This window comes from Caulobacter sp. SL161 (assembly GCF_026672375.1).
Lineage (GTDB): Bacteria > Pseudomonadota > Alphaproteobacteria > Caulobacterales > Caulobacteraceae > Caulobacter.
Genome location: NZ_JAPPRA010000001.1, coordinates 811,919 through 833,339, shown reverse-complemented (window position 1 = coordinate 833,339; position 21,421 = coordinate 811,919). Strand labels below are relative to the sequence as shown.

The following is a 21,421-nucleotide window of genomic DNA, read 5'->3' as shown; positions in this document are numbered from 1 at the left end:
GCAAAATCCCCATCCGACCGCAGGAGCCGACCGTGGCTGACTATATCGTCAAGGACATCTCGCTCGCCGATTTCGGCCGCAAGGAAATCGCCATCGCCGAGACCGAAATGCCGGGCCTGATGGCCACGCGCGCCGAGTACGGTCCCCAGCAGATCCTCAAGGGCGCCCGCATCGCCGGCAGCCTGCACATGACCATCCAGACCGCCGTGCTGATCGAGACGCTGACGGCCCTGGGCGCTGAGGTCCGCTGGGCCTCGTGCAACATCTTCTCGACCCAGGACCACGCCGCGGCCGCCATCGCCGCCGCCGGCATCCCGGTCTTCGCCTTCAAGGGCGAGAACCTGGTCGAGTACTGGGAATACGCCCACAAGATCTTCGAGTGGCACGACGGCGGCTATCCGAACCTGATCCTGGACGACGGCGGCGACGCCACCCTGCTCTGCGTGCTGGGCCCCAAGGCCGAGAAGGACCCCTCGATCCTCGACAACCCGCAGAACGAGGAAGAAGAAGCCCTCTACGCCGTGATGAAGAAGTACCTGGCCGAAAAGCCGGGCTTCTATTCGGCGATCCGCGCGGCCATCGGCGGCGTGTCGGAAGAGACCACCACGGGCGTTCACCGCCTGTACCACATGGCCCAGAAGGGCGAGCTGCCGTTCCCGGCCATCAACGTCAACGACAGCGTCACCAAGTCCAAGTTCGACAACCTCTATGGCTGCCGTGAAAGCCTGGTCGACGCCATCCGTCGCGGCACCGACGTCATGCTGTCGGGCAAGGTCGCCGTGGTCTGCGGCTATGGCGACGTTGGCAAGGGCTCGGCCGCCTCGCTGCGCCAAGGCGGCGCCCGCGTGATCGTCACCGAGATCGATCCGATCTGCGCCCTGCAGGCGGCGATGGAAGGCTATGAGGTCCAGACCCTGGCCGACGTGGCCGACAAGGCCGACATCTTCGTCACCGCCACCGGCAACAAGGACGTCATCACGGTCGACGACATGCGCCGGATGAAAAACAACGCCATCGTCTGCAACATCGGGCACTTCGACTCGGAAATTCAGATCGCCGGCCTGCGCAACTTCAAGTGGGACGAGATCAAGCCGCAGGTCCACCACGTGGAATTCCCGGACGGCAAGAAGATCATCGTGCTGTCGGAAGGCCGCCTGGTGAACCTGGGCAACGCCACCGGCCACCCCTCGTTCGTGATGTCGGCCTCGTTCACCAACCAGACCCTGGCCCAGATCGAACTGTGGACCAACAAGGCCAAGTACGAGAACCAGGTCTACACCCTGCCCAAGCACCTGGACGAGAAGGTCGCCTTCCTGCACCTGGAAAAGCTGGGCGCGAAGCTGACCACGCTGCGCAAGGACCAGGCCGATTACATCGGCGTTCCGGAAGCCGGCCCGTTCAAGCCGGATCACTACCGGTACTAGGATCAGAAAAAGTCTGATTTCCCATAGGGAAGGCCCGCCGCCTGGCGGGCCTTTTCTTTTGCGGGGGTGAGCGAAGACGCCCTGTTCAAGGCCGCCTTGCTCGGCTAATCGCTTTGCCATGCCGCTAGCCTTGATCATCTCCAGCCATGTCGCCGGCAGTCAGGTCGGCGCGACGGCCCAGGCCACCGCCCTGGCGCAGTTCAAGATCGACTCGATGGTTGTCCCGACCGTGCTGTTCGGTCGTCATCCCGGCTGGGGTATTCCCGGCGGCGCCCCGGTGCCGATCGAGGTGTTCGAGGGCATGCTGGACGGCATCGAGGCCAACGGCCTGTTCGGCCTCGTCGATCTGGTCATCACCGGCTATTTCGCCACCGCCGCTCAGGTGCGCGCCGCCGCGCGGGTGATCGACGCCGTGCGCGAGTCGCCCCGTCCGAACGGCGCGGCCATGCGCCGCCCGACCGTCATCGTCGACCCCACCATGGGCGACGCCGGCAAGGGCCTCTACATCCCGGCGGAGACGGCCGATGAGATCATCGCCGACCTCATTCCCCGCGCTGACGTCGTGGCCTGCAACTCCTGGGAGCTGCAGAAGCTGACCGGAACCGACGCCCGCGATCCGCAGTCGGCCATGCGCGCCGCCCGCCTGCTGGGCAAGACCACCCTGGTCTCCTCGGTCCATCGCGGGGCCGAGATCGGCGCGGTGCTGGCCGACAAGAAAGAGGCCTGGCTGGCCGCCCACGCCAAGTCCGACCGCTCGCCCAACGGCACCGGCGACCTTCTGACCGCGCTCTACGCCGCCTCGATCCTGGAGGGGCAGACCTTCTCGTACGGCCTGGCCCGCGCCGTCGGCGGCGTGGCCGAGACGGTGACCGCCGCCAATATCTGGAACGCGCCCGAACTGCCGATCGTGGGCATGGGCGCGCGCATCAAGCAGACCTCGCCGACCGTCCGCATCGAACGGCTGGCTTGAAAGATCCGGGCTCGACCATGACCGACATCACCGGCTTCTGCCCCGACCGCTTCGCAGCGGTGCGCGAGGTCTTCGAACAGAACTTCGCCGACGGGGGCGAACTGGGCGCGCGTTTTGCGTTCGCGATCGAGGGCGAGGTCGTCGTCGATCTGATGGGCGGTTTCGCCGACCGCAAGCGCGAGGTTCCGTTCGGCCCCAACACCCTGACCGCCCTGTTTTCGACCACCAAGGCGGTGGCGGCCCTGCTGATCGCGCGCCTGGTCGACGAGGGCCGGCTGGCCTACGACCAGCCCGTCGCCGACGTCTGGCCCGAGTTCGCGCAAGCGGGCAAGGCGGCGGTGACCGTCGAGCAGGCCCTGTCGCACCAGGCCGGCCTTTCGGGCTTCCCCGACGAGACCGACCCGGCCATCTGGTTTGACTGGGACGCCACCTGCGCCAAGCTGGCGGCCATGGCGCCGCTGTTTCCGATCGGCTCGGCCAGCGGCTATCACCCGGTGACCTACGGCTATCTGGCCGGCGAGATCTTCCGCCGGGTCGACGGCCGCACCATGGGCACGGCCCTGCGCCAGGACATCTGCGAGCCGCTCGGTCTCGACCTCTGGATCGGCCTGCCGGACAGCGAGCACGGCCGCGTCGCCGACCTGATGCGCCCGACCGCCATGCCGCAGTTCGGCGAGATCAACCCGGCCGTCGAGGCCGCCTTCTTCAAGCCGTGGTCCTCGCCCGGCGGCAAGGGCGCGGCCGAGTGGCGGCGCGTCGAGATCCCCTCGGCCAACGGCCATGCGACCGCCCCGGCTCTGGCGCGCCTGATGGGCGCCCTGGCCAATGGCGGAACGCTGGAGGGCCGCTCGCTGATCACGCCGGCCGGGATCAAAGCCGCCAGCGCCGAGCGCCTACGCGGCCGCGACCTCGTCCTGCCCTATGAAATCAGCTGGGGCGCGGGCTTCATGCGCAATGAGCCCAACTTCTACTATGGCCCCACCGCCGAGGCGTTCGGACACTCCGGCTGGGGCGGCTCGTGCGCCTTCGCCGATCCGTCGCGCGGCGTCTCCGGCGCCTATGTGATGAACAAGCAGGGTAACGCCCTGATCGGCGATCCGCGCGCGGTGCGCCTGATCGAGGCGGCGTACGCTTCCCTCTAAGCCGGCGCCAGGGCGCGGGATTTGCGCCACGCCCCGTAGGCGAAGGTCGCCACGCCCAGCCAGATGAACACGAACGACAGCGCCCGCAGCGGGGTGAAGGGCTCGCCGAACGCCACGCCCAGCAGGAACTGGATCGTGGGCGCGATGAACTGCAGGAAGCCGACCGCGCTGAGCGGCAGGCGGCGCGCCGACCAGGCGAAGAGGGCCAGCGGAACCACCGTCGCCGGACCGGCCAGCGCCAGCAGCGTCGTCACCCCGGCGCCCGCGCCGAAGTGGCCCTGGCCGCTCGCCTGCAGGAACCAGACATAGGCCAGGCCCGGCAGCGCCAGATAGGCGCACTCGATGAAGAGGCCGGTCTGGGCGTCGGCCTTCACCTGCTTGCGCAGGATGGCGTAGACGCAGAAGGTCAAGGCCAGGCCCAGCGAGACGATCGGCAGGTGGCCCAGGGCCACGGTCTGGATGGCCACGCCCACAGCGGCCAAGCCGATCGCCACCTTGCCCTCGGTGGACATCCGCTCGCGGAACAGCAGGGCGCCGGCGGCCATGTTCATCAGCGGATTGATGTAATAGCCGAGACTGGCCTCGATCACGTGCCCTGCGTTCACCGCGAAGACATAGATCGTCCAGTTGCTGAAGATCGCCAGGGTGGACAGGGCGAGAACCCCGAGCGTCCTGGGCTGGCGCAGCACCTGGGCGACCTGCCCGACCTGTCTGGCGATCAACACAAGACCCAGCGCCCACAGCACCGACCACAGCGACCGGTGGGCGATCATCTCCCACGAGGAGACGCCGAGCTTGGCCAACAGGTGGAAGTAGAGGGGCAGGAAGCCCCACAGCAGGTAACAACCGACGCCGGCGAAATAGGCTGACCGACTCTCGGCCGCGGAACTGGGAGGCATGTGACCGGACCTTTCGGAAGGCTTCTCGCAAGTAGCAAGCCCGCCGTCCCCCCGCATCTTGCGAAGGATTGGGAAATTCTGGACCGGCGCCCAGGAAATCCGCCGTCCTCCGCTGGGCGCAGGACGGCGGGGACCGTCCTTAAGCCAGGACCTTGCGCTTCAGGAGGCCCTTGTCGTGCAGCAGCTGGGCGATCTGCACCGCGTTCAGCGCCGCGCCCTTGCGCAGGTTGTCCGACACGCACCAGAACGCCAGGCCGTTCTCGACGGTCGGGTCCTTGCGGATGCGCGAGATGTAGACCGGAAACTCGCCTTGGGATTCCTTGGGCGTGATGTAGCCGCCGTCCTCGCGCTTATCGACCACGACGATGCCGTCGGCCTCACGCAGGATCTCGCGGGCCTCATCCTCGTCCAGCGGGCTCTCGAACTCGACGTTCACCGACTCCGAGTGGCCGACCATGACCGGCACGCGCACGCAGGTGGCGGTCAGCTTGATCGCCGGATCCAGGATCTTCTGGGTCTCGACGGTCATCTTCCACTCTTCCTTGGTGAAGCCGTCCTCCATGAAGACGTCGATGTGGGGGATGACGTTGAAGGCGATCTGCTTGGTGAACTTCTTGGGCGGCGGCGCGCCCAGGACATAGACACCCTTGGTCTGGTCCCAAAGCTCGTCCATGCCTTCCTTGCCCGCGCCGGAGACCGACTGGTACGTCGAGACGACCACCCGCTTGATCTTGGCCTCGTCGTGCAGCGGCTTCAGCGCCACCACCAGTTGGGCCGTCGAGCAGTTCGGATTGGCGATGATGTTCTTGGGGATGCTGTTGACGGCCTGCGGGTTCACCTCCGGCACCACCAGCGGCACATCGGGGTCCATCCGGAAGTGGCTGGAGTTGTCGATGACGATCGGACCGGCCGCGCCGATCTTCTCGCCCCAGGCCTTGGAGATCGACCCGCCGGCGCTCATGAGCACCAGATCGACCTTGGAGAAGTCGAACTGCTCCAGGTCCTCGCACTTCAGGATCTCGTTGCCGAACGAGACCTCGACGCCGATGGATTTGCGGCTGGCGATGGCGTGCATCTTGTCCACGGGGAATTTGACTTCCTCGAGGATGTTGAACATCTCGCGGCCCACATTGCCCGTGGCGCCGACCACGGCGACCCGGTAACCCATCGCGCTCTCCTGAAGACTATCGCCCGGCGGACCTCGCGGGGCGTGGTTCCGTTACGCCTCATGCCCAGCGGGCGCAAGCCGAGGGTTTCTCTCAGGCGCGCCAGGGAAACGCGGTCCGCGCCAGGGATCGCGCCCGAAAACAGCCGCGTTCATGTCTCGTCAATCTTGTCGCGCGTTTTGTGGGCTTCGGCTAAACCGGTCGCGCCCTCAAGGGGCGTGATCCAGACGTCTGTGCGGTAGGAACAATACGATCATGGCGAACGGACCCTTCGGCGGAAATCCGCCGGCGAAGCCGCAGCGCACGCCGCTTCAGGCCCTGATCTACTGGGGTTCGGTGGTCGGCGTCTGGGGGCTGATCTTCGTCGTCGCCTTCTTCGCGGTGTTCGCCAGCGACCTGCCCGACACGTCCAAGCTCTATGACGTCAAGCGTCAGCCCTCGATCAACTATCTGGACCGCTCCGGCGCCCTGCTGGCCGTGCGCGGCAGCCAATATGCGCCGCCGGTCGATCTGGACGCTCTCCCGAAATATGTCCCGGCGGCGTTCATCGCCATCGAAGACCGCCAGTTCTATCACCACTTCGGCTTCAACCCCTGGGGCATCATCCGCTCGGCGGCCTGGAACCTGACTCACGACGGTCCGCAGCGCGGCGGCTCGACCATCACCCAGCAGTTGGCGCGTAACCTGTTCCTGAGCCCCGCCCAGAACTATCGCCGCAAGGCTCAGGAGCTGATCCTGGCCATCTGGCTGGAACTGAAGTTTTCCAAGAAGCAGATCCTCGCCCTCTATATGAACCGGGTCTATTTCGGGGCCGGCGCCTATGGCATCGAGGCCGCCTCGCAACGCTACTTCAACAAGCCCGCCAACCAGCTGACCATCGGCGAGGCCGCCCTGTTGGCCGGCATGATGAAGGGTCCGGCCCGCTATTCGCCCGTATCGGCCAAGGAACGCGCCGCCCGCCGCGCCACCATCGTTCTGGATGAGATGGTGCGCATCAAGGCGATCACCGCCGAGGAACGCGACGAGGCCTTCCGAACCCCCGTTCAGGTGTCGGCCACCCTGGCCAATCAGCGGGCCCAGTACTTCACCGACTATATTGACGCCCAGGTCCGCTCGCTGGTGGGCGAACCCACCGAGGACCTCGTGGTCGAAACCACGATGGACCTGCCGATTCAGGTCGCCGCTGAACGCGCCGTGAAGCTGGGCGTCGAGGGCCATATCAAGCAGGGAGTCCAGCAAGCCGCTCTGGTCGCGATCGACGGCGAGGGCCGCATCCGCGCCTATGTCGGCGGCGCCGACTACAACGACAGCCAGTTCGACCGCGCCACCACCGCCCGCCGTCAAGCCGGATCGGCCTTCAAGCCGTTCGTCTTTCTGACCGCCATGGAAGCCGGCCGCACGCCCAATGTGATGGTCGTCGACGAACCCGTGAAGATCGGCAACTGGGAGCCGAAGAACTACACCAACAAGTACCTGGGCCCCATCACCCTGCAGACGTCCCTAGCGCAATCGATCAACACCGTCGCCGCGCGCCTCGCCAATGAGGTCGGCACCAGCAACGTCGCCGCCACCGCGCGCCGCCTGGGGATCACCAGCAAGATCCAGCTGGACCCGTCGATGGCCCTGGGCGCCGTCGAGGTCTCGCCGATGGAGATGGCGCAGGCCTACGCCCCCTTCGCCAACGGCGGTTTCCTGGCCAAGGGCTACGGCATCGAACGCATCCGCACCGCCAGCGGCAAGGTCCTGTATGACCACAGCGTCGACAAACAGGCCCGCGCCGCCGTGATCGGCTCGCCCAGCCTGCAGTACATGAACCAGATGATGCGCGAGGTCGTCGCCAGCGGAACGGGCACGCGCGCCCGTGTCGCCAGCTACGACATCGCCGGCAAGACCGGCACGACCAGCGACTACAAGGACGCCTGGTTCGTCGGCTACACCGGCGGCTTCGTGACGGCGGTCTGGACGGGCAAGGACGACGCCACGCCGATGAAGCGCGTCACCGGCGGCGGCGCACCGGCCGAGGTCTGGCGTGTCTTCATGGCGGCGGCGCTGCCGCGGCTGAAGGCGACCCCCATACCCGGGGGCGTTATTGAACCGCCCCCCGTCGCGCCGATCGATCCCATCGGTGACCTGATGGACGCGCCGCCTGCGCCGGAGGGCCCCGCGGCTGAGGCGCCCGCCGGCGAGCCTCCGCCCGCGGACCAATTGCCGTACTAGAAAGTCCCCCGCGTGGTCCTCGCCCCTCGACAGGCTGAGGATGAGGACCAGGGCGAGGCCGAGACTGTCGGAAACCTCATCCTGAGCCTGTCGAAAGGCGAGGTTTTCGCGCCTAGACCCGCCTAAGCTCCGATTGCGTGCAGTTCGGCGGCGTGAGCTCTGAGCCACGCACGATGCGGGGTCGGATCACCGATCAGCTGTTCGCACAGCGCCCAGAAGCGCGGCCCGTGATTGGCCTCGATCAGGTGTGCGCATTCATGGGCGGCCACGTAGTCGGCCACCGCCGCCGGGGCCAGGATCAGACGCCAGCTATAGCGAATGGCGGCCGGCGCCCGGGACGTCGCCGGGCGGCATGACCCCCAACGCGCCTTCGGGTCGGCGATGGCCACCGACGGCAGGGGACGTCCCAGAGCGGCGGCATGGATCGCCGTTCGCTCGGTCAGAACGGTCAGGGCCTCACGCTTGGCCAGTCGAATGACCTTCAGCCCCCAGTTGGCGTCATCGGGGGCGACGATGCGGTCGCCGTCGATCCGGGCGCGGCCAGGACCGACCTCTAGACGATAGGCCCTGTCGTTCAGGCGCAGCAGGCCGCCGGGCGCCAGGCTTTGGCGTTGGGGCAGGGCCGCCAGCTGCTTGGCGATCCAGCCGGCCTTTTCCTGGGCGAAGGCGACAGCCTCGTTAAGGCGGCGCGGGTTCGGCGACAGCGCGACGACCTCGGACTTGGCCCGATCGACCCGCAACGAGATCCGGCGCGCCCGGCCGTCGACGCGCAGCCGCACAGGGCAGCCGCCGATCTCCAGCTGATCGCCGTCGGCAAAGCGGGTCGATGCGGTTTTCGACATGAAGAAGGCCATTGCCCGCTAGATCGGCCCCCAGCAGCGCCCACGCAAGACCCTAGACGGCGGGAAACAGCGGCCGCCCCAGCGCCTCCGCCACGACGAACACTTCAATCGCCACCGCCGCGACGCCGTAGAACGCGGCGATCAGGGGCCGCGCGCGAGCCTGCTCGACGAGGCCGCGAACGGCCGCGCCCAGAGGGGGCCTGGGCCGCAGCGAAAGCCAATGAAGGGCGAGGGTCGCCAGCCAGACCAGCGGCAAGGCCGAGGCGAACCAGAACCGGATCGCCGCCTCACCGCCGCCCGCTTCCGAAGCGCCAAACATGGCAAACATGTAGACCACCGCCACAGCGAAGAGCTTCGTGCGGAAGCTGAGGTTCGCCAGACGGTCGATCAGCGAGACTGTTTGGTCGGACATGATCGAACTTGGCCGCATCCCGTAGCGAACCTCAAGCTTCTTCCGCGAAGTTCGGATCGCACTTGCGGATGAAGGCGCGCACGCGCGGATAGATCTCCTCGCGGAACCGCCGGCCGTTGAACACGCCGTAGTGGCCGACGCTGGGCTGGACATAGTCCAGCTTCATGTCCTCGGGGATGTTCGCGCACAGGCCGTGGGCGGCCTGGGTCTGGCCGATACCGGAGATGTCGTCGTTCTCGCCCTCGACCGTCATCAGGCCGATGTCGGTGATGGCCTCGGGCTTTACGCGCGTTCCCCGATGGACCAGCTCGCCCTTGGGCAGCAGGTACTGCTGGAAGACGATGTCGATGGTCTGGAGATAGAACTCCTCGGTCAGGTCCAGCACCGACAGGTACTCGTCATAGAACTCCAGGTGCTTGTCGGCGCTGTCGCCGTCGCCGCTGACCAGGTGGTTGAAATAGCGACGATGGGCTTCCTGGTGGCGCTCGGCGTTCATGCTCATGAAGCTGGCCAGCTGGACAAAGCCCGGATAGACGCGACGCCCTGCGCCCGCATAGGGCGGCGGCACCGTGTAGATCATGTTCGACTGGAACCAGGTGAACGGCTTTTCCTCGGCCAGCTGGTTGGTGACGGTCGGCGACAGGCGCGCGTCGATCGGCGAGCCCATGAAGGTCATGCTGGCCGGGCGCGAGGGATGGTTCTGCTCGGCCATCAGGGCGGCGGCGGCCAGGACCGGCGGCCCGGGCTGGCACACGGCCACGACGTTGGGGCGCGGCCCCAGCACCTCCAGCATCTGGATGACGTGGTCGATATAGTCGTGGAAGTCGAAACGCCCCTCCAGGACCGAGACCTCGCGGGCGTTGACCCAGTCGACGATGAAAACGGCGTGGTCGGGCAGGAAGGCCTCGACCGTGCCGCGCAGCAGGGTGGCGTAGTGTCCCGACAGCGGCGCGACGATCAGCACCGCCGGGTCCAGCGAAAACTTTCCCGCCCGGCGCATGTCGGCCATGTCGCGATCGAACTGGACGAGGCGCGCCCAGGGACTTTCCCAGACCACCGTCGGGCGAACGCGGACATCGACCTGGCCGACCTTGACCGTGTCGATGTTCCACTTCGGCTTGCCGTAGCGCCGCGTGACGTTGGCGAACAGGTCCGCGCCGGCGTGCATGCGCCGGCCGAGCTCGGTGTCGGCGGCCGGATTCAACGGCGATCCCCAGAAATCCCGGGCCGCCAGCGCCATCTGACGCATCGGAGTGGAGGCGTAATAGGCCGCCTCGTGGAGGGCGTAGAGCATGGCTTATCCGCTATGTTGCAACGCAACATAACACGCCGAAGCCTAACAAAGTCCAGCCGATCGCGAATTTTTACGCCGGATCAGCCCTCGCGAACCGCATCCTTGATGCGACGAGCGATCTCGTCTGGCGGCAGGTTGTAGGGGATCACCGTCTTGAACCGGCCCTTGGGGTCCATCAGGTAGATCGCCGTCGAGTGGTCCATGGTGTAGTCCACGCCGTCTCCGACCTTGGCGTAGTAGACCCGATAGGCCTTGGCGGCCGCGTCCACCTGCGCCTGGGTCCCGGTGAGACCGATGGTGGCCTTCGGCACATAGGGGGCCGAGAGATAGGCCTTCATCTGCTTCACGGTGTCGCGGGCAGGGTCGATCGAGATGAAGACGATCTGGAAGTCCTTGGCCTTGGGACCCAGCTGGTCGGTCGCGGCCGCCAGACCCTGCAGCGTCCCAGGACAGACGTCGGGACAATAGGTGAAGCCGAAGAAAACCGCGCTCCACTTGCCTTTCAGGGCCTTTTCGCTGGTCTGCGCGCCGTTCTGGTCGACCAGTTCGAACGGACCGCCCACGGTCACGGCGGGTTCCGAACGGAAGACGCCGACGTTCCAGGCGAGGCCGACAGCGACCGCGAGGCCTACGACGCACGCTAGAATGAGTACAAGACGATGGCGGGGCATGCGCGGTTCATCCTTTTACTCTCGCCACGCGCGCAATTCTGGACAATCCTGCGGCCATGGCTGACGTTTCGTTTGCGAGAGCGCCCGACGATCAACGTCACAAGGGGCTCGATAAGCTGGCCGACGAGCCGGCGCAAGACGACGCCTGGTCCTGGACGGCCCCAGGGCTTCGCCGCGGTCGTTTGCGGGTGCGCACCCTGCTGGCTCAGCGCTGGGCGTGGGTCGTGGGCCAAACGGCCGTCCTGACCTTCGCCGGCCTGGTCCTCAAGCTGCAGGTGCCCTGGGCGCTGTGCTTCACCCTGATCGCGCTGTCGGCCTGGCTGAACGTTCTGCTGGGCCTGGCCTCGAGCGGCCAGAGACTGGCGCGGGACGGCGAGGCCACCGCCCAGATCGCCTTCGACATCCTGCAGCTCTCGGGCCTGTTCTATCTGACGGGCGGCGCGCAGAATCCATTCTCGCTGCTGCTGATCGCGCCGGTCACCCTCGCAGCGGCCACCCTGCCGGCGCGCTATGCCCTGACGTTGGGGGCCATGGCCATTCTGTCGTCGATCCTGCTGGCGCTCTTCCACCTGCCGCTGCCGACCGTCGATGGAAGGCCGCTACCAGACCTCTCCAACTCCAATCTGCTGTGGTCCATCGTGCTTGCCCGGATCTTCGGGATCGTCTTTACGGGTCTGTATGCATGGCAAGCGGCCAGCGAGTCGGCGCGCATGGAGCTGGCGCTGAACGTGACCGAGACGGTTTTGGCGCGGGAACAGCGACTCTCGGCGCTCGGTGCCCTCGCCGCGGCCGCTGCGCATGAACTAGGAACGCCGCTCGCCACGATCTCGGTGGTCGCCCGCGAGATGGCCAGGAACGCGCCGAACGACGAGGTGCGCGAGGACGCCGAGCTGATGATCGGCCAGGCGGCGCGCTGTCGCGAGATCCTGCAACGCCTGACCGAAATGCCCGAGGCGACCGACGCCGTGCACGAGCGCATGAGCCTGGTTCAGCTGGTGCAGGACGTGATCGAGCCGCATCTCGTGCACGGCATCCGCGTCGAGGCCGTCGTCAACGGCCCCTCCGGCGAAACCGCGCCGGATATCTGGCGCAGGCCCGAGATCATTCACGCCATGACCTCGATCGTCGAGAACGCGGTGGACTTCGCGCGTAGCGAGGTGATCGTCATCGCGCGCTTTGACGCCCGCCATATCGTGATCGAGGCCCGTGACGACGGGCCCGGCTTCTCGCCGGAAGTGCTGGCGAAACTGGGTGAGCCCTATGTCACGACTCGTCCGGGCGCGGAGGGCTCGCGTACCGGTCATATCGGCATGGGCCTGGGCTTCTTCATCGCCAAGACCTTGTTGGAACGAACCGGCGCAACCGTGGACTTCCGCAATGGTCGCCGGGGCGGCGCGGTGGTGTCGGCGCGCTGGCCCAGACCCGCGCTTGAGGCGCCCGGACATACAGGGGCTTGAGTTGTGATGCGGAAACGCGAAAGTATGGTTTGTTATTAGGCCTGCTCAAGTATTAGCGCGGGGAGGCGCTGACTTTTATGGCGGATATCGGAGAACTGGTTGCGGCGCTGCCGGATAAGTCGCTTCTGCTGCTGGACGACGACGCGCCGCTGCGGACCCGACTGGGGCGAGCCCTGGAGCAGCGCGGCTTCGAGGTGACCCTGGCCGCCTCGGTCGCCGAAGCCCTGACCATTCTCCGGACGCAGGCCCCAGCGCATGCTGTTCTGGACATGCGGCTGGAGGACGGCTCGGGTCTGAAGGTGGTCGAAGCGGTGCGGGACGCCCGTGCCGACGCCAAGGTCATCATGCTGACGGGCTACGGCAACATCGCCACCGCCGTGGCGGCGGTAAAGGCCGGCGTGGTCGACTATCTGTCCAAGCCCGCCGACGCCGACGACGTGGCCCGAGCTCTGCTGGCGGCCAAGGACGCCGCGCCCGCCCCGCCCGAAAATCCGATGAGCGCCGACCGCGTGCGCTGGGAGCACATCCAGCGGGTCTACGAGATGTGTGGTCACAACGTCTCGGAAACGGCGCGTCGCCTGAACATGCACCGCCGGACCCTGCAGCGGATCCTGGCGAAACGGGCGCCGCGGTAAAAGCATTTCAGTCGCTCCCTCGCGATGCGGGGGCGCTGTCACGGAGGGACTGAGGGGCCTTCTACGCCAACGTGCAGCCCCCCCCCCCGGCCCTCTGGGCCACCTCCCCCGCATCGCGGGGGAGGAACTTTTAACCCCATCACATCGCCGAGATGCCGCCGTCGACCTTGATCTCGGCGCCGGTCATGAACCTGCTCTCGTCGCTGGCCAGATAGAGCACCGCATTGGCGATGTCGGTCGGCTCGCCGATGCGGCCCAGCGGCACCTGACGGGCCAGCTTGGCGAAGGCCTCTTCCTTGCCGAACCGGGCCGAGAAGCCGTCGAGGATCGGGGTGTCGATAAAGGTCGGGTGGATCGAGTTCGAGCGGATGTCGAGCTTCATCTTGGCGCAGTACAGCGCGATGTTCTTGCTCAGCAGCCAGACCGCCGCCTTGGAGGCGTTATAGGCCGGCGAATTGCCGTTGGCGATCAGGCCGGCGATCGAGCTCAGATTGATGATCGAGCCGGGCTGATGGGCTCGCATGTGGGTCAGAGCATGCTTGGCGCCTAGGAACACCGAGTCGACATTGACCGACATCACCTTCTTCCAGAGCCCGAAGTCGAGGCTCTCGATGGGACCATCGCCGCCGATGCCGGCGTTGTTGACCAGCACCGAGAGACCGCCCATCGCCTCAGCGGCCTTGGCCAGCACGTCGATCCACTGATCTTCCTGGGTCACGTCCAGCTCGAACGCGAAGGCCGTGCCGGCGCCGTGAGCGGCGTTGATTTCGTCGGCCACCGCTTGGGCGCCCGCCAGATTGATATCGGCCAGGGCGACCTTGGCGCCCTCCTTGGCCAGCATGCGACCCGCGGCTGCGCCGAGGCCCTGGGCGCCGCCGGTGATGAAGGCCTTCTTGCCGGCGACCCGGCCCGTGCTCTGCGCCATGCGGCGTCCTCCCGATTATAATTCAAACAGCAGTTTGAATTCTTCAGGCGGCGCTGTCCATGAACTTCGCGAGCGTGATGTCCAGATCGGTCACGCCGTCGGCGTCATGCGTGGTCAGCAGCACCTCGACGCGGTTGTAGACGTTGAACCACTCAGGGTGATGATCGAGCTTGTCGGCCATCAGCGCGACACGCGTCATGAACCCGAAGGCCTGGTTGAAGTCGTCAAATCGGAACGTCTTGACGATGGCGTCCTTGTGGTTCGGAGCGATAGCCCAACCCTCAAGCTGGGTGATCGCGGCGGCGGCGCCGATCCTAGGACGGGACATATGAACTCTCCGAAAGGGCTTTGCCCCCTCAGAACGCCAATCCGGTCGCCTTCGCAAGGTCGTCGAGCAGTTGCCGCTCGTCCGACACCTTGATCGCCGTCATCCCGAGAGCCGCCGCGGGCTTGCAGTTGATCCCGAGGTCATCGAGATAGATGCAGGCCTCCGGCGCAACCCCGAGCAACTCGCACATCATCTGGTAGATGCGCGGGTCGGGTTTGCGAACGCCCGCCTTGGAGCTTTCGATCACAGCGTCGAACAGCGCCATGATCTCGCCGACCGCCAGGGCCTTTTCAGCGCTCTGCGCCATGCCCGGACCATGCCCCGTCGGCACATTGTTGGTGATGCAGCCGACCTTGAACCGCGCCTTGCAGGCCTTGAGCGCGGCCATGACCGAAGGCCGCAGATCGCCATACAGCAAGGGCAAGACGTCAGCCCCGCGCACATCGTGGCCGAGGCGCAGCGCCTCTTGTCGGAACAGGCCGTCGAAGGCCGCCGCATCAATCTCCGCGCGCTCGAACCGGGCCCAGGCGTTGGCGTCAGGATCGGTGGCGTTGACCGTGCGGATGAAGTCCCTGGGCAAGCCGCGCTCGATCTCGTAGCGCCGGAACGCCTCGAACGGCGAGGTCGTGAACACCCCACCGAAATCCCAGATCACCGCTTCAACCGCCATCGCCGCCTCAAACGCTTGTTTGAGCGCAGGCTAGCGGGCGATGCGCGTCAGGGGAAGTCGTGGAATGCGCAAGCTCGCCCATCGGGTGAAGGGCGATGACGGGCGCCCTGGAAAGGTTTTGTTAACAATTCAGGAGTCGCTCATGACCGTTGTTCGCCACCTTTCCATCCTGGTTCTCGCCGCCGTCAGCCTGGCTGCGGCGCCCGCCCATGCGGGTTCTGAGCGAGGCAGGCACGTCGATCCTCGTCTGTCGGCTGACGGCGCAGGTGGGGGTTGCGAGACCCGGCGGGTGACGGGACCGGGCGGCGCCTATCGTTGGGAACGCGTCGAGTGCGGCGCTGATCGCGGATGGTCCGACCACGACCGGTGGGGCTATGGCAACGCGCCCTTGGCGGTGGAAACGCAGGACGACCGCTACGGCGCGCGCGAGTCGTATGCGGAAGACCGCTACGGCCCTTCGCCGGGGGCCTATGGGCCCAACTACGTCGCCGCGGGGCGGGATCGGATCGGCTACCTGATCTGGCCCGGAAAAAGACCCTGAAAGGGCATGGCGCCACCCTTGCGCCAAACGCGTTCACGTGCACCAAATTGGGACGGGGGAACTGTAAATGCGTACACCGAATAAACCGCTCTTCAAGGCCTACGAACTGGTGGCGATCGCCGTCTTCGTCGTGGCGGCCGCCGCTGTCAGCAGCATCGGCCTTGTATACTAGGCTGGCCTGCGAACACGGGCGCGAGGCGTAAAGCCTCGTTTCAAATGGGAACAGGATCGCTGGCCCTGCGGGTTGGGTGGGAACAGCCGGAGCCTCGATCCTGTCGAGCCCAGAACCCGTCTCACCGAGACGCGAGCATCCAAGCGAGAACCCGGACTCTGAAGTCAGACATTCAGAGCCCTTTTTGATTGTTTTGGACGGGGCCGCCCAAGGTCCACGGGCTCCGGAGGCGGAGGGTGTTACCGCTCCTCGTCGAACCGGTTGCCGACCAGCTCGCACAGAGCTTCGATCGCGGCTTCGGCCTCGGGGCCCTCGGCGCTGATGTCGATGGTCGAGCCAATGCCGGCCGCGAGCATCATCAAACCCATGATCGATCGCGCATCGACGGACGCGCCTTCGCGACTGACGGTCACCTCGGCGTCGAAGCCTGACGCCATCTTCACGAACTTGGCCGAGGCCCGGGCGTGCAATCCCCGCTCGTTGACGATCTCGACCGTTCTTGAAGCCATGCGCGTCACTTTTCTCCGGCGAGCACGTAGGAGGCCACGGAGATGTACTTGCGTCCAGCCTCCTGGGCGTGAGCGACACAGGCCTGCAACGTCTCGCGCTGGCGCACGCTGGCCAGCTTGATGAGCATGGGCAGGTTGAGGCCCGCGATCACCTCGGCCTTGGTCTGCTCCATCACCGAGATGGCCAGGTTGCTGGGCGTCCCGCCGAACATGTCGGTCAGCAGGATGACGCCGTCGCCGCTCTCGTCGACCGCTGCGCACGCCTTCAGGATGTCCGCGCGGCGACGCTCCATGTCGTCTTCCGGACCGATACAGATCGCCTTTACGGCGGCCTGCGGCCCCACGACATGCTCCATAGCGGAGACGAATTCTTCCGCCAGACGCCCGTGCGTCACAATCACGAGCCCGATCATGCCTTGTATCTCAAACGGGATCCCCATTCCCGCCACGACCGGGAGAGTGTCGCGCGGGCGGTCTTGATACGCCCGTTAGGATTGGACTCCAAGAGACTGCATCATGCGTCTGATTTTCGCCGGCGCGGCGGGTTCTGGCGGCCACAGGTCGAAAACGGGAACATCCACGCCCGCAATCTGCTCGACACGGGGCCCAGGCAGTCTTTCGACCCGGCCTGGAGCGTCGACGCAGCGGATGATCAGCGCGATCTCCGCGAAGGAGACGGCGGCGGCGGTGACCACGCCGAGCCCGCGCACCTCGATGAGCCCCGCCAAGGTCTCGGGCGCGCGTCCGTAGAGGCGACCGCCCGCAGCGAAAGTCACGACGCGATCATCGGCGACAAGACGGAAACCCTGATCCAGAGCGCGCAGGGCCAGGTCGCTTTTGCCGGCTCCCGACGGGCCTTCGATCAGCGCGCCGCGCCAAAACCCTTGGTGGCGCAGAGCGATCAGGCCGCCGTGGCGGATCATTCGCGCACGTCCGGCAACTCGACGATGAAGCGCGCGCCGACCACCGCCCCGGTCGCGTCCTTGCGGTTCTCCGCATGGATCGTACCGCCATGCGTCTCGACGATCTGACGAGCGATCGACAGGCCCAGGCCCGAATTGCCGCCGAACGCCCGCCCCTTGGGGCGCGAGGTGTAAAATCGCTCGAAGATGGTCTCGAGGTTTTCGGGCGGCATGCCCGGCCCGTCGTCCTCGACAGCCGCGATCAGCCCGCCCCGGGTCCGCGACAAGGTCACGCGCACCTCGCCGTCGGCCGGGCTGAATGAGCGCGCATTGTCGATCAGGTTGCGGAACACCTGTCCGATCGGCGTCTCTCGGCCCAGGATGATCGCCGGTTGTGAGGGGTCCGCGAGACTGAGTGACACGCGCACGCTGCCCGGCGCGTCGCCGGGACGCCACTGGTTCTCGTAGAGGCTCACCACCTCCGTCAAAAGACGCCCCAGATCGAGCGCCTTGGGATGCTCACGCGACAGCTCCGCGTCGAGGCGCGAGGCGTTGGAGATGTCGGTGACGAGCCGGTCCAGGCGATTGACGTCGTTCTGCAGAATGGCCAGCAGCCGCGCGCGGGCGGCCGGCTCGGTGACGAGGTCCAGGGTCTCGATCGCCGAGCGGATCGAGGTCAGCGGATTCTTGATCTCGTGCGCGACGTCTGCGGCGAAGCGCTCGATGGCGTCCATCCGCTCGGACAGCGAATGGGTCATGTCCTCCAGCGAGCGTGACAGGTCGCCCAGCTCGTCTTTCCGCTCCGAGAGGTCGGGAAGCGAAATGGCGCGAGCGCCTTGCAGGCGCACATGGTCCGCCGCACGGGCCAGGCGCAGAACCGGCACAGCGATCAGCCTATGCAGCAGCACACTGGAGGTCAGGATCGCCAGCATGGCCACCGCGATGAACGGCAACAGGGCCTTGCGTTGGGCGGCGATGATCTCATCGACGTCGCTGGCCTCCAGTGTCAGGACGCCGAGCACCGCCTTCACATGCTGGATCGGGATCGACACCGAGACGACCCGCTCGCCGTTCTCGGCGATCCGGGTTCCCGCGACCGTCCGCCCGCGCATGGCCTGAGCGATCTCGTTGGTCAAAGCCTCCTGGGCGCGCTTGGCCTTGGCGACGCTCTCGGGCGTGGCTTTTGAGTCGGCCGCCTTCTGCTCGGGCTTGCGGGCGGGGGGCAGCACCTTCCAGTCGACGCGGTCGGCCACCACGAACGAATCGGCCAGCGCCTTGCCCTCAGCGTCGAACAGCCGCGCGCGCTGCGAGCGGGGGATGAACAGCAGCTGGAAGATCTGGCTGGCCGTATAGGGATCGAGCGCCGGCTCCGGCTCCCCCACAGTGGCCGACTGGTCGATCACATTGGCGATCAGCTCGCCCTGGGTCGTGAGGCTGTCGATCCGCGCGTTCACGAGGCCGTTGCGCAGCTCATTGAGGATCAAGGCCCCGACGATGACGATCGCCAGGGCCACGACGTTAAGGACAACGATCAGGCGCCCCAGCCGCGAGCCGCGCGGCCAGGCAAAGCGCCGCAGGGGCTCAGGCGCGGGCGCCTCAGGCTTCGCGGTAACGGTAGCCAACGCCGTACAGGGTCTCGATGGAGTCGAATTCCGGGTCGACCTGACGGAACTTCTTGCGCATGCGCTTGATGTGGCTGTCGATCGTGCGGTCGTCGACATAGACCTGATCGTCGTAGGCCGCGTCCATCAGGTTGTCGCGGCTCTTCACGAAACCAGGGCGCTGGGCCAGGGCCTGCAGCAAGAGGAACTCGGTTACGGTCAGGCGGACGGGCTTTCCGTCCCACAAGCTGTCATGGCGGGCGGGATCGAGGGTGAGCTTGCCGCGCTTCATCGTCTTGGACCCCGCCGCGCCGGCGGCGGAAGGCGCCTCGTCCTCCTCGGGGCGAGCACGACGCAGCACGGCCTTTACGCGCTCCAGGAGCAGCCGCTGGCTGAACGGCTTATGCATATAGTCGTCAGCGCCCAGGTTGAAGCCGAGGATCTCGTCGATCTCGTCATCCTTGGACGTCAGCATGATCACGGGAATTTCGGACGTCTGGCGCAGGCGGCGCAGCACTTCCATGCCGTCCATGCGCGGCATCTTCACGTCCAGGATCACCAGGTCCGGCGGACTGGCCTCCACCGCTTCCAGCCCGGAGGCGCCGTCGTAATAGGCCTTCACGGTATGGCCGTGGCTCTCCAGGGCCAGCGAGACCGAAGCGACGATGTTCTCGTCGTCGTCAATGAGCGTGATCGCGGCCATCGGGTCGATACGTGTCCTTCACCTTCCGTGTTCGCCCGATCCTATCGGTCGGGCGTCACAGCTTCAACGCACGGCGCGGTAAAGCTTTCCCTGCTTCTGGCGACGCTTTGCGGCTCGAGCAAGGCGCGATTGCGGCGCACGGGTCACCAGAAATTATCCTCAACCTCGCCTTAAGGTCTCGTACGCCATAGTTACCGCTCCTGGAGCGGGTAGGGCATGAGCCAAGTCCACTACGAGCTTTTTGTCCGACGCAAGGTCGGCGCGCAGTGGACGCTGGAAATCGCCACTGAAAACCGCGCGCACGCCTTGCAGGTGGCTGAAGACGTCCTCACCCAGAACCGCGCGGTCGCCTCGCGGGTGACCAAGGAGACGCTCGACCCGTCCACCGGCGAGTACAAGTCGATCTCGATCTTCACCAAGGGTCTCGTCGACGGCGGTAAGCCCAAGAAGGAGGTCGAGGACCGCGATCCGCTCTGCGTCCAGCCGGCCGATCTCTACACCGCCCACGCCCGCGACCGGATCGGTCGCCTGCTGGAAGGCTGGCTGAGCCGCCACAAGGCCACGCCGTTCGAACTGCTGCACCGACCCGACCTGGTCGAAAAGCTGGAAGCGTCGGGCACGGACCTGCAGCATGCGCTGCAAAAGATCGCCATTCCCGAGGCCGAAGCGCGCGGACAGTCCGTGCACGAGGTCATGCGCCACTTCCACGGGCTGGTCGAGCGCACCATCGCCAACCTGATGAAGGCGTTCAAGAAGGGCGCGCTTCCCGACCTCGACAAGGAAGGCTTCGCCAGGGCCGCCGAGCGCCTGGTGGCCGATCCCGATCGCGCCTTCCTGCTGGGCGCCGGCGTCGCCGCGTCGATCGCGCCCGCCACCAACTGGTCCGACAAGATCGCCCGCCTGCTCGACCTGGCCGACGCTGCGCCCGCCGAGGCCCGGGCGCGCGTCGCGGCCTTGCAGGCCATCGAGGCGCCGCTCGCCGAGATCATCGGCTCGCGCGCCGGTATGGCCGACCTTCTCGACACCAAGGACGACCTGGGCGCCACCCTGGCCGCCATGACCCGCCTGACAGGCGGCGCGGCGGTGGAGGCTCTGATCAAGATCGAGCCGGGCGTCCGCGCCTGCATGCCTGACCTTTCGGGCACGGCGCGCCGCCTCAGCGAATGGCTCGCCGAGGACCACTTTCCCAGCGTGCGCAAGGCCATCGCCCAGCGCGTGCTGACCGAGCTCAACGGCGTGCGCCGCCTCAAGCCGCAAGACGCCGAGGCCGAGATCGAATATCTGCGCGCGCTGGCCATGGGCCTGACCGCCGCCGCCGGGCGCATCTTGCAAGGCGAAGACATCCAAGTCGCCTTCACGACCCGCTCCAAGACCCTGCTGAACGGCGACTTCATCGAGGCTCTGCTCGGCCGCGACCGCTCTGCGCATGAAGAGATCAAGATGTTGATCCGCCTAGCCGAGAACGTCATGGGCGCGGTCAACAAGCGCAACGCCTCACGCTGGCTGAACGCCAACATCAGCGCGATGCGGTTCGAAAAGGAAATGCGGCAAGGCCCGGACTCGCCGGTCGCCAAGCTCAGCCACCTCGCCGCTCTGCAGCGCTCGCTGTCTCGATCCGGTCTTGTTCGCGAGGATTATGAACCGCTTTGCGCCAAGCTGGGCGAGATCGGCGGTCTGATCGAGGGCGATACGCGCCTTTTGACCATGCTCGTGCGCGCGCCGGCGCCCCTGCCCCATCGCCTGCAACTTCTGGCCAAGCTGGCCATGGGCGAGGCCGGTCCCACCGGTCCGGTGGCCGACAAGGCGCGGTTCGAGGCCCTGAAGCTGGCCAAGGATCCCAGCTCCCGCGAACAGCTGACGAATTCGCCTCAGACCATGGATCTGATCAAGAGTCTGCTGAGCCACGCGGCTTGACGCAGAACTTGCACGTTACGCGAATAT

Annotated in this window: 23 protein-coding genes; 9 read left to right on the top strand and 14 right to left on the bottom strand. The window is 66.5% G+C overall.

Annotated features, from left to right (window positions below; all coding sequences use genetic code 11):
* Positions 1-32 precede the first annotated feature (32 nt).
* The 3 genes from ahcY (at position 33) to OVA11_RS04260 (ending at position 3,536) form a co-directional block, all read left to right on the top strand.
* A complete protein-coding gene (ahcY, locus tag OVA11_RS04270) occupies positions 33-1,424 on the top strand; it encodes an adenosylhomocysteinase (protein ID WP_268066322.1) in 1,392 nt (463 codons plus the stop codon).
* A 118-nt stretch (positions 1,425-1,542) separates the two neighbouring features.
* The gene (locus tag OVA11_RS04265; RefSeq protein WP_010918145.1) at positions 1,543-2,394 is read left to right on the top strand and encodes a pyridoxal kinase; all 852 of its coding nucleotides are present in this window, start codon (positions 1,543-1,545) and stop codon (positions 2,392-2,394) included.
* A gap of 17 nt (positions 2,395-2,411) precedes the next feature.
* Positions 2,412-3,536, top strand: coding sequence for a serine hydrolase domain-containing protein (locus OVA11_RS04260; RefSeq protein WP_268066321.1), 1,125 nt, complete (start codon positions 2,412-2,414; stop codon positions 3,534-3,536).
* Here the strand turns inward: OVA11_RS04260 and rarD are convergent.
* Both rarD and OVA11_RS04250 read right to left on the bottom strand, forming a co-directional pair.
* Entirely contained in the window at positions 3,533-4,435 is a 903-nt protein-coding gene (gene rarD / locus OVA11_RS04255; protein ID WP_268066320.1) for an EamA family transporter RarD, read from the bottom strand. The two genes, OVA11_RS04260 and rarD, sit on opposite strands and share 4 nt — an antisense overlap.
* A 139-nt stretch (positions 4,436-4,574) precedes the next feature.
* Positions 4,575-5,603, bottom strand: coding sequence for an aspartate-semialdehyde dehydrogenase (locus OVA11_RS04250; protein WP_268066319.1), 1,029 nt, complete (start codon positions 5,601-5,603; stop codon positions 4,575-4,577).
* Between the two features lie 253 nt (positions 5,604-5,856).
* Here OVA11_RS04250 and OVA11_RS04245 point away from each other — a divergent pair, with 253 nt between their 5' ends.
* Positions 5,857-7,818 (top strand): penicillin-binding protein 1A, encoded by a 1,962-nt coding sequence (locus tag OVA11_RS04245; RefSeq protein ID WP_268066318.1) that lies wholly within the window; start codon positions 5,857-5,859, stop codon positions 7,816-7,818.
* Positions 7,819-7,940: 122 nt separating this feature from the next.
* On the opposite strand, the gene OVA11_RS04240 is transcribed toward OVA11_RS04245, so the two are convergent.
* From OVA11_RS04240 to OVA11_RS04225, 4 genes are all read right to left on the bottom strand, one after another.
* On the bottom strand, positions 7,941-8,660 hold the full coding sequence (locus OVA11_RS04240; protein WP_268066317.1) for a M48 family metallopeptidase: 720 nt from the start codon (positions 8,658-8,660) through the stop codon (positions 7,941-7,943).
* A 52-nt stretch (positions 8,661-8,712) separates the two neighbouring features.
* Positions 8,713-9,072 (bottom strand): hypothetical protein, encoded by a 360-nt coding sequence (locus OVA11_RS04235; protein WP_268066316.1) that lies wholly within the window; start codon positions 9,070-9,072, stop codon positions 8,713-8,715.
* Positions 9,073-9,103: 31 nt separating this feature from the next.
* Positions 9,104-10,366, bottom strand: a complete 1,263-nt coding sequence (locus tag OVA11_RS04230; RefSeq protein ID WP_268066315.1) for a polyhydroxyalkanoate depolymerase — start codon at positions 10,364-10,366, stop codon at positions 9,104-9,106.
* Between the two features lie 80 nt (positions 10,367-10,446).
* A complete protein-coding gene (locus tag OVA11_RS04225; protein ID WP_268066314.1) occupies positions 10,447-11,037 on the bottom strand; it encodes an SCO family protein in 591 nt (196 codons plus the stop codon).
* Between the two features lie 56 nt (positions 11,038-11,093).
* On the opposite strand from OVA11_RS04225, the gene OVA11_RS04220 reads away from it, so the two are divergent.
* Both OVA11_RS04220 and spdR read left to right on the top strand, forming a co-directional pair.
* Entirely contained in the window at positions 11,094-12,494 is a 1,401-nt protein-coding gene (locus tag OVA11_RS04220) for an ActS/PrrB/RegB family redox-sensitive histidine kinase (RefSeq protein WP_268066313.1), read from the top strand.
* A gap of 77 nt (positions 12,495-12,571) precedes the next feature.
* Positions 12,572-13,129, top strand: a complete 558-nt coding sequence (gene spdR, locus OVA11_RS04215) for a stationary phase response regulator transcription factor SpdR (RefSeq protein ID WP_010918136.1) — start codon at positions 12,572-12,574, stop codon at positions 13,127-13,129.
* Between the two features lie 139 nt (positions 13,130-13,268).
* On the opposite strand, the gene OVA11_RS04210 is transcribed toward spdR, so the two are convergent.
* The 3 genes from OVA11_RS04210 to OVA11_RS04200 are packed head-to-tail and all read right to left on the bottom strand — an operon-like array spanning position 13,269 to position 15,052.
* On the bottom strand, positions 13,269-14,054 hold the full coding sequence (locus OVA11_RS04210) for an SDR family oxidoreductase (RefSeq protein WP_268066312.1): 786 nt from the start codon (positions 14,052-14,054) through the stop codon (positions 13,269-13,271).
* A gap of 43 nt (positions 14,055-14,097) precedes the next feature.
* Positions 14,098-14,382 carry a 4a-hydroxytetrahydrobiopterin dehydratase gene (locus OVA11_RS04205; protein WP_268066311.1) on the bottom strand — a complete coding sequence of 95 codons (285 nt, stop codon included), beginning with the start codon at positions 14,380-14,382 and terminating at the stop codon, positions 14,098-14,100.
* A 28-nt stretch (positions 14,383-14,410) separates the two neighbouring features.
* Complete coding sequence (locus OVA11_RS04200; RefSeq protein ID WP_268066310.1) at positions 14,411-15,052, bottom strand: HAD-IA family hydrolase; 642 nt, start codon at positions 15,050-15,052, stop codon at positions 14,411-14,413.
* A 142-nt stretch (positions 15,053-15,194) separates the two neighbouring features.
* Between OVA11_RS04200 and OVA11_RS04195 the strand changes: the two genes are divergently transcribed.
* Positions 15,195-15,593: a hypothetical protein gene (locus OVA11_RS04195; RefSeq protein ID WP_268066309.1), complete on the top strand. Its 399-nt coding sequence runs from the start codon at positions 15,195-15,197 to the stop codon at positions 15,591-15,593.
* Positions 15,594-15,660: 67 nt separating this feature from the next.
* Entirely contained in the window at positions 15,661-15,765 is a 105-nt protein-coding gene (locus OVA11_RS04190; protein ID WP_010918131.1) for a hypothetical protein, read from the top strand.
* Between the two features lie 239 nt (positions 15,766-16,004).
* Here the strand turns inward: OVA11_RS04190 and OVA11_RS04185 are convergent, their stop codons facing one another.
* The 5 genes from OVA11_RS04185 to OVA11_RS04165 form a co-directional block, all read right to left on the bottom strand.
* Positions 16,005-16,283, bottom strand: coding sequence for an HPr family phosphocarrier protein (locus OVA11_RS04185; protein WP_268066308.1), 279 nt, complete (start codon positions 16,281-16,283; stop codon positions 16,005-16,007).
* Positions 16,280-16,687, bottom strand: coding sequence for a PTS sugar transporter subunit IIA (locus OVA11_RS04180; protein ID WP_268066307.1), 408 nt, complete (start codon positions 16,685-16,687; stop codon positions 16,280-16,282). The genes OVA11_RS04185 and OVA11_RS04180 overlap by 4 nt, the downstream gene beginning before the upstream one ends.
* Positions 16,688-16,762: 75 nt before the next feature.
* Positions 16,763-17,197: an HPr kinase/phosphorylase gene (locus tag OVA11_RS04175; protein ID WP_268066306.1), complete on the bottom strand. Its 435-nt coding sequence runs from the start codon at positions 17,195-17,197 to the stop codon at positions 16,763-16,765.
* Entirely contained in the window at positions 17,194-18,798 is a 1,605-nt protein-coding gene (locus tag OVA11_RS04170) for an ATP-binding protein (protein WP_268066305.1), read from the bottom strand. The genes OVA11_RS04175 and OVA11_RS04170 overlap by 4 nt, the downstream gene beginning before the upstream one ends.
* The gene (locus OVA11_RS04165; protein ID WP_268066304.1) at positions 18,773-19,480 is read right to left on the bottom strand and encodes a response regulator transcription factor; all 708 of its coding nucleotides are present in this window, start codon (positions 19,478-19,480) and stop codon (positions 18,773-18,775) included. The genes OVA11_RS04170 and OVA11_RS04165 overlap by 26 nt, the downstream gene beginning before the upstream one ends.
* 216 nt (positions 19,481-19,696) lie before the next feature.
* On the opposite strand from OVA11_RS04165, the gene OVA11_RS04160 reads away from it, so the two are divergent.
* A complete protein-coding gene (locus tag OVA11_RS04160) occupies positions 19,697-21,394 on the top strand; it encodes a hypothetical protein (protein WP_268066303.1) in 1,698 nt (565 codons plus the stop codon).
* The last annotated feature ends 27 nt before the right edge of the window (positions 21,395-21,421 follow it).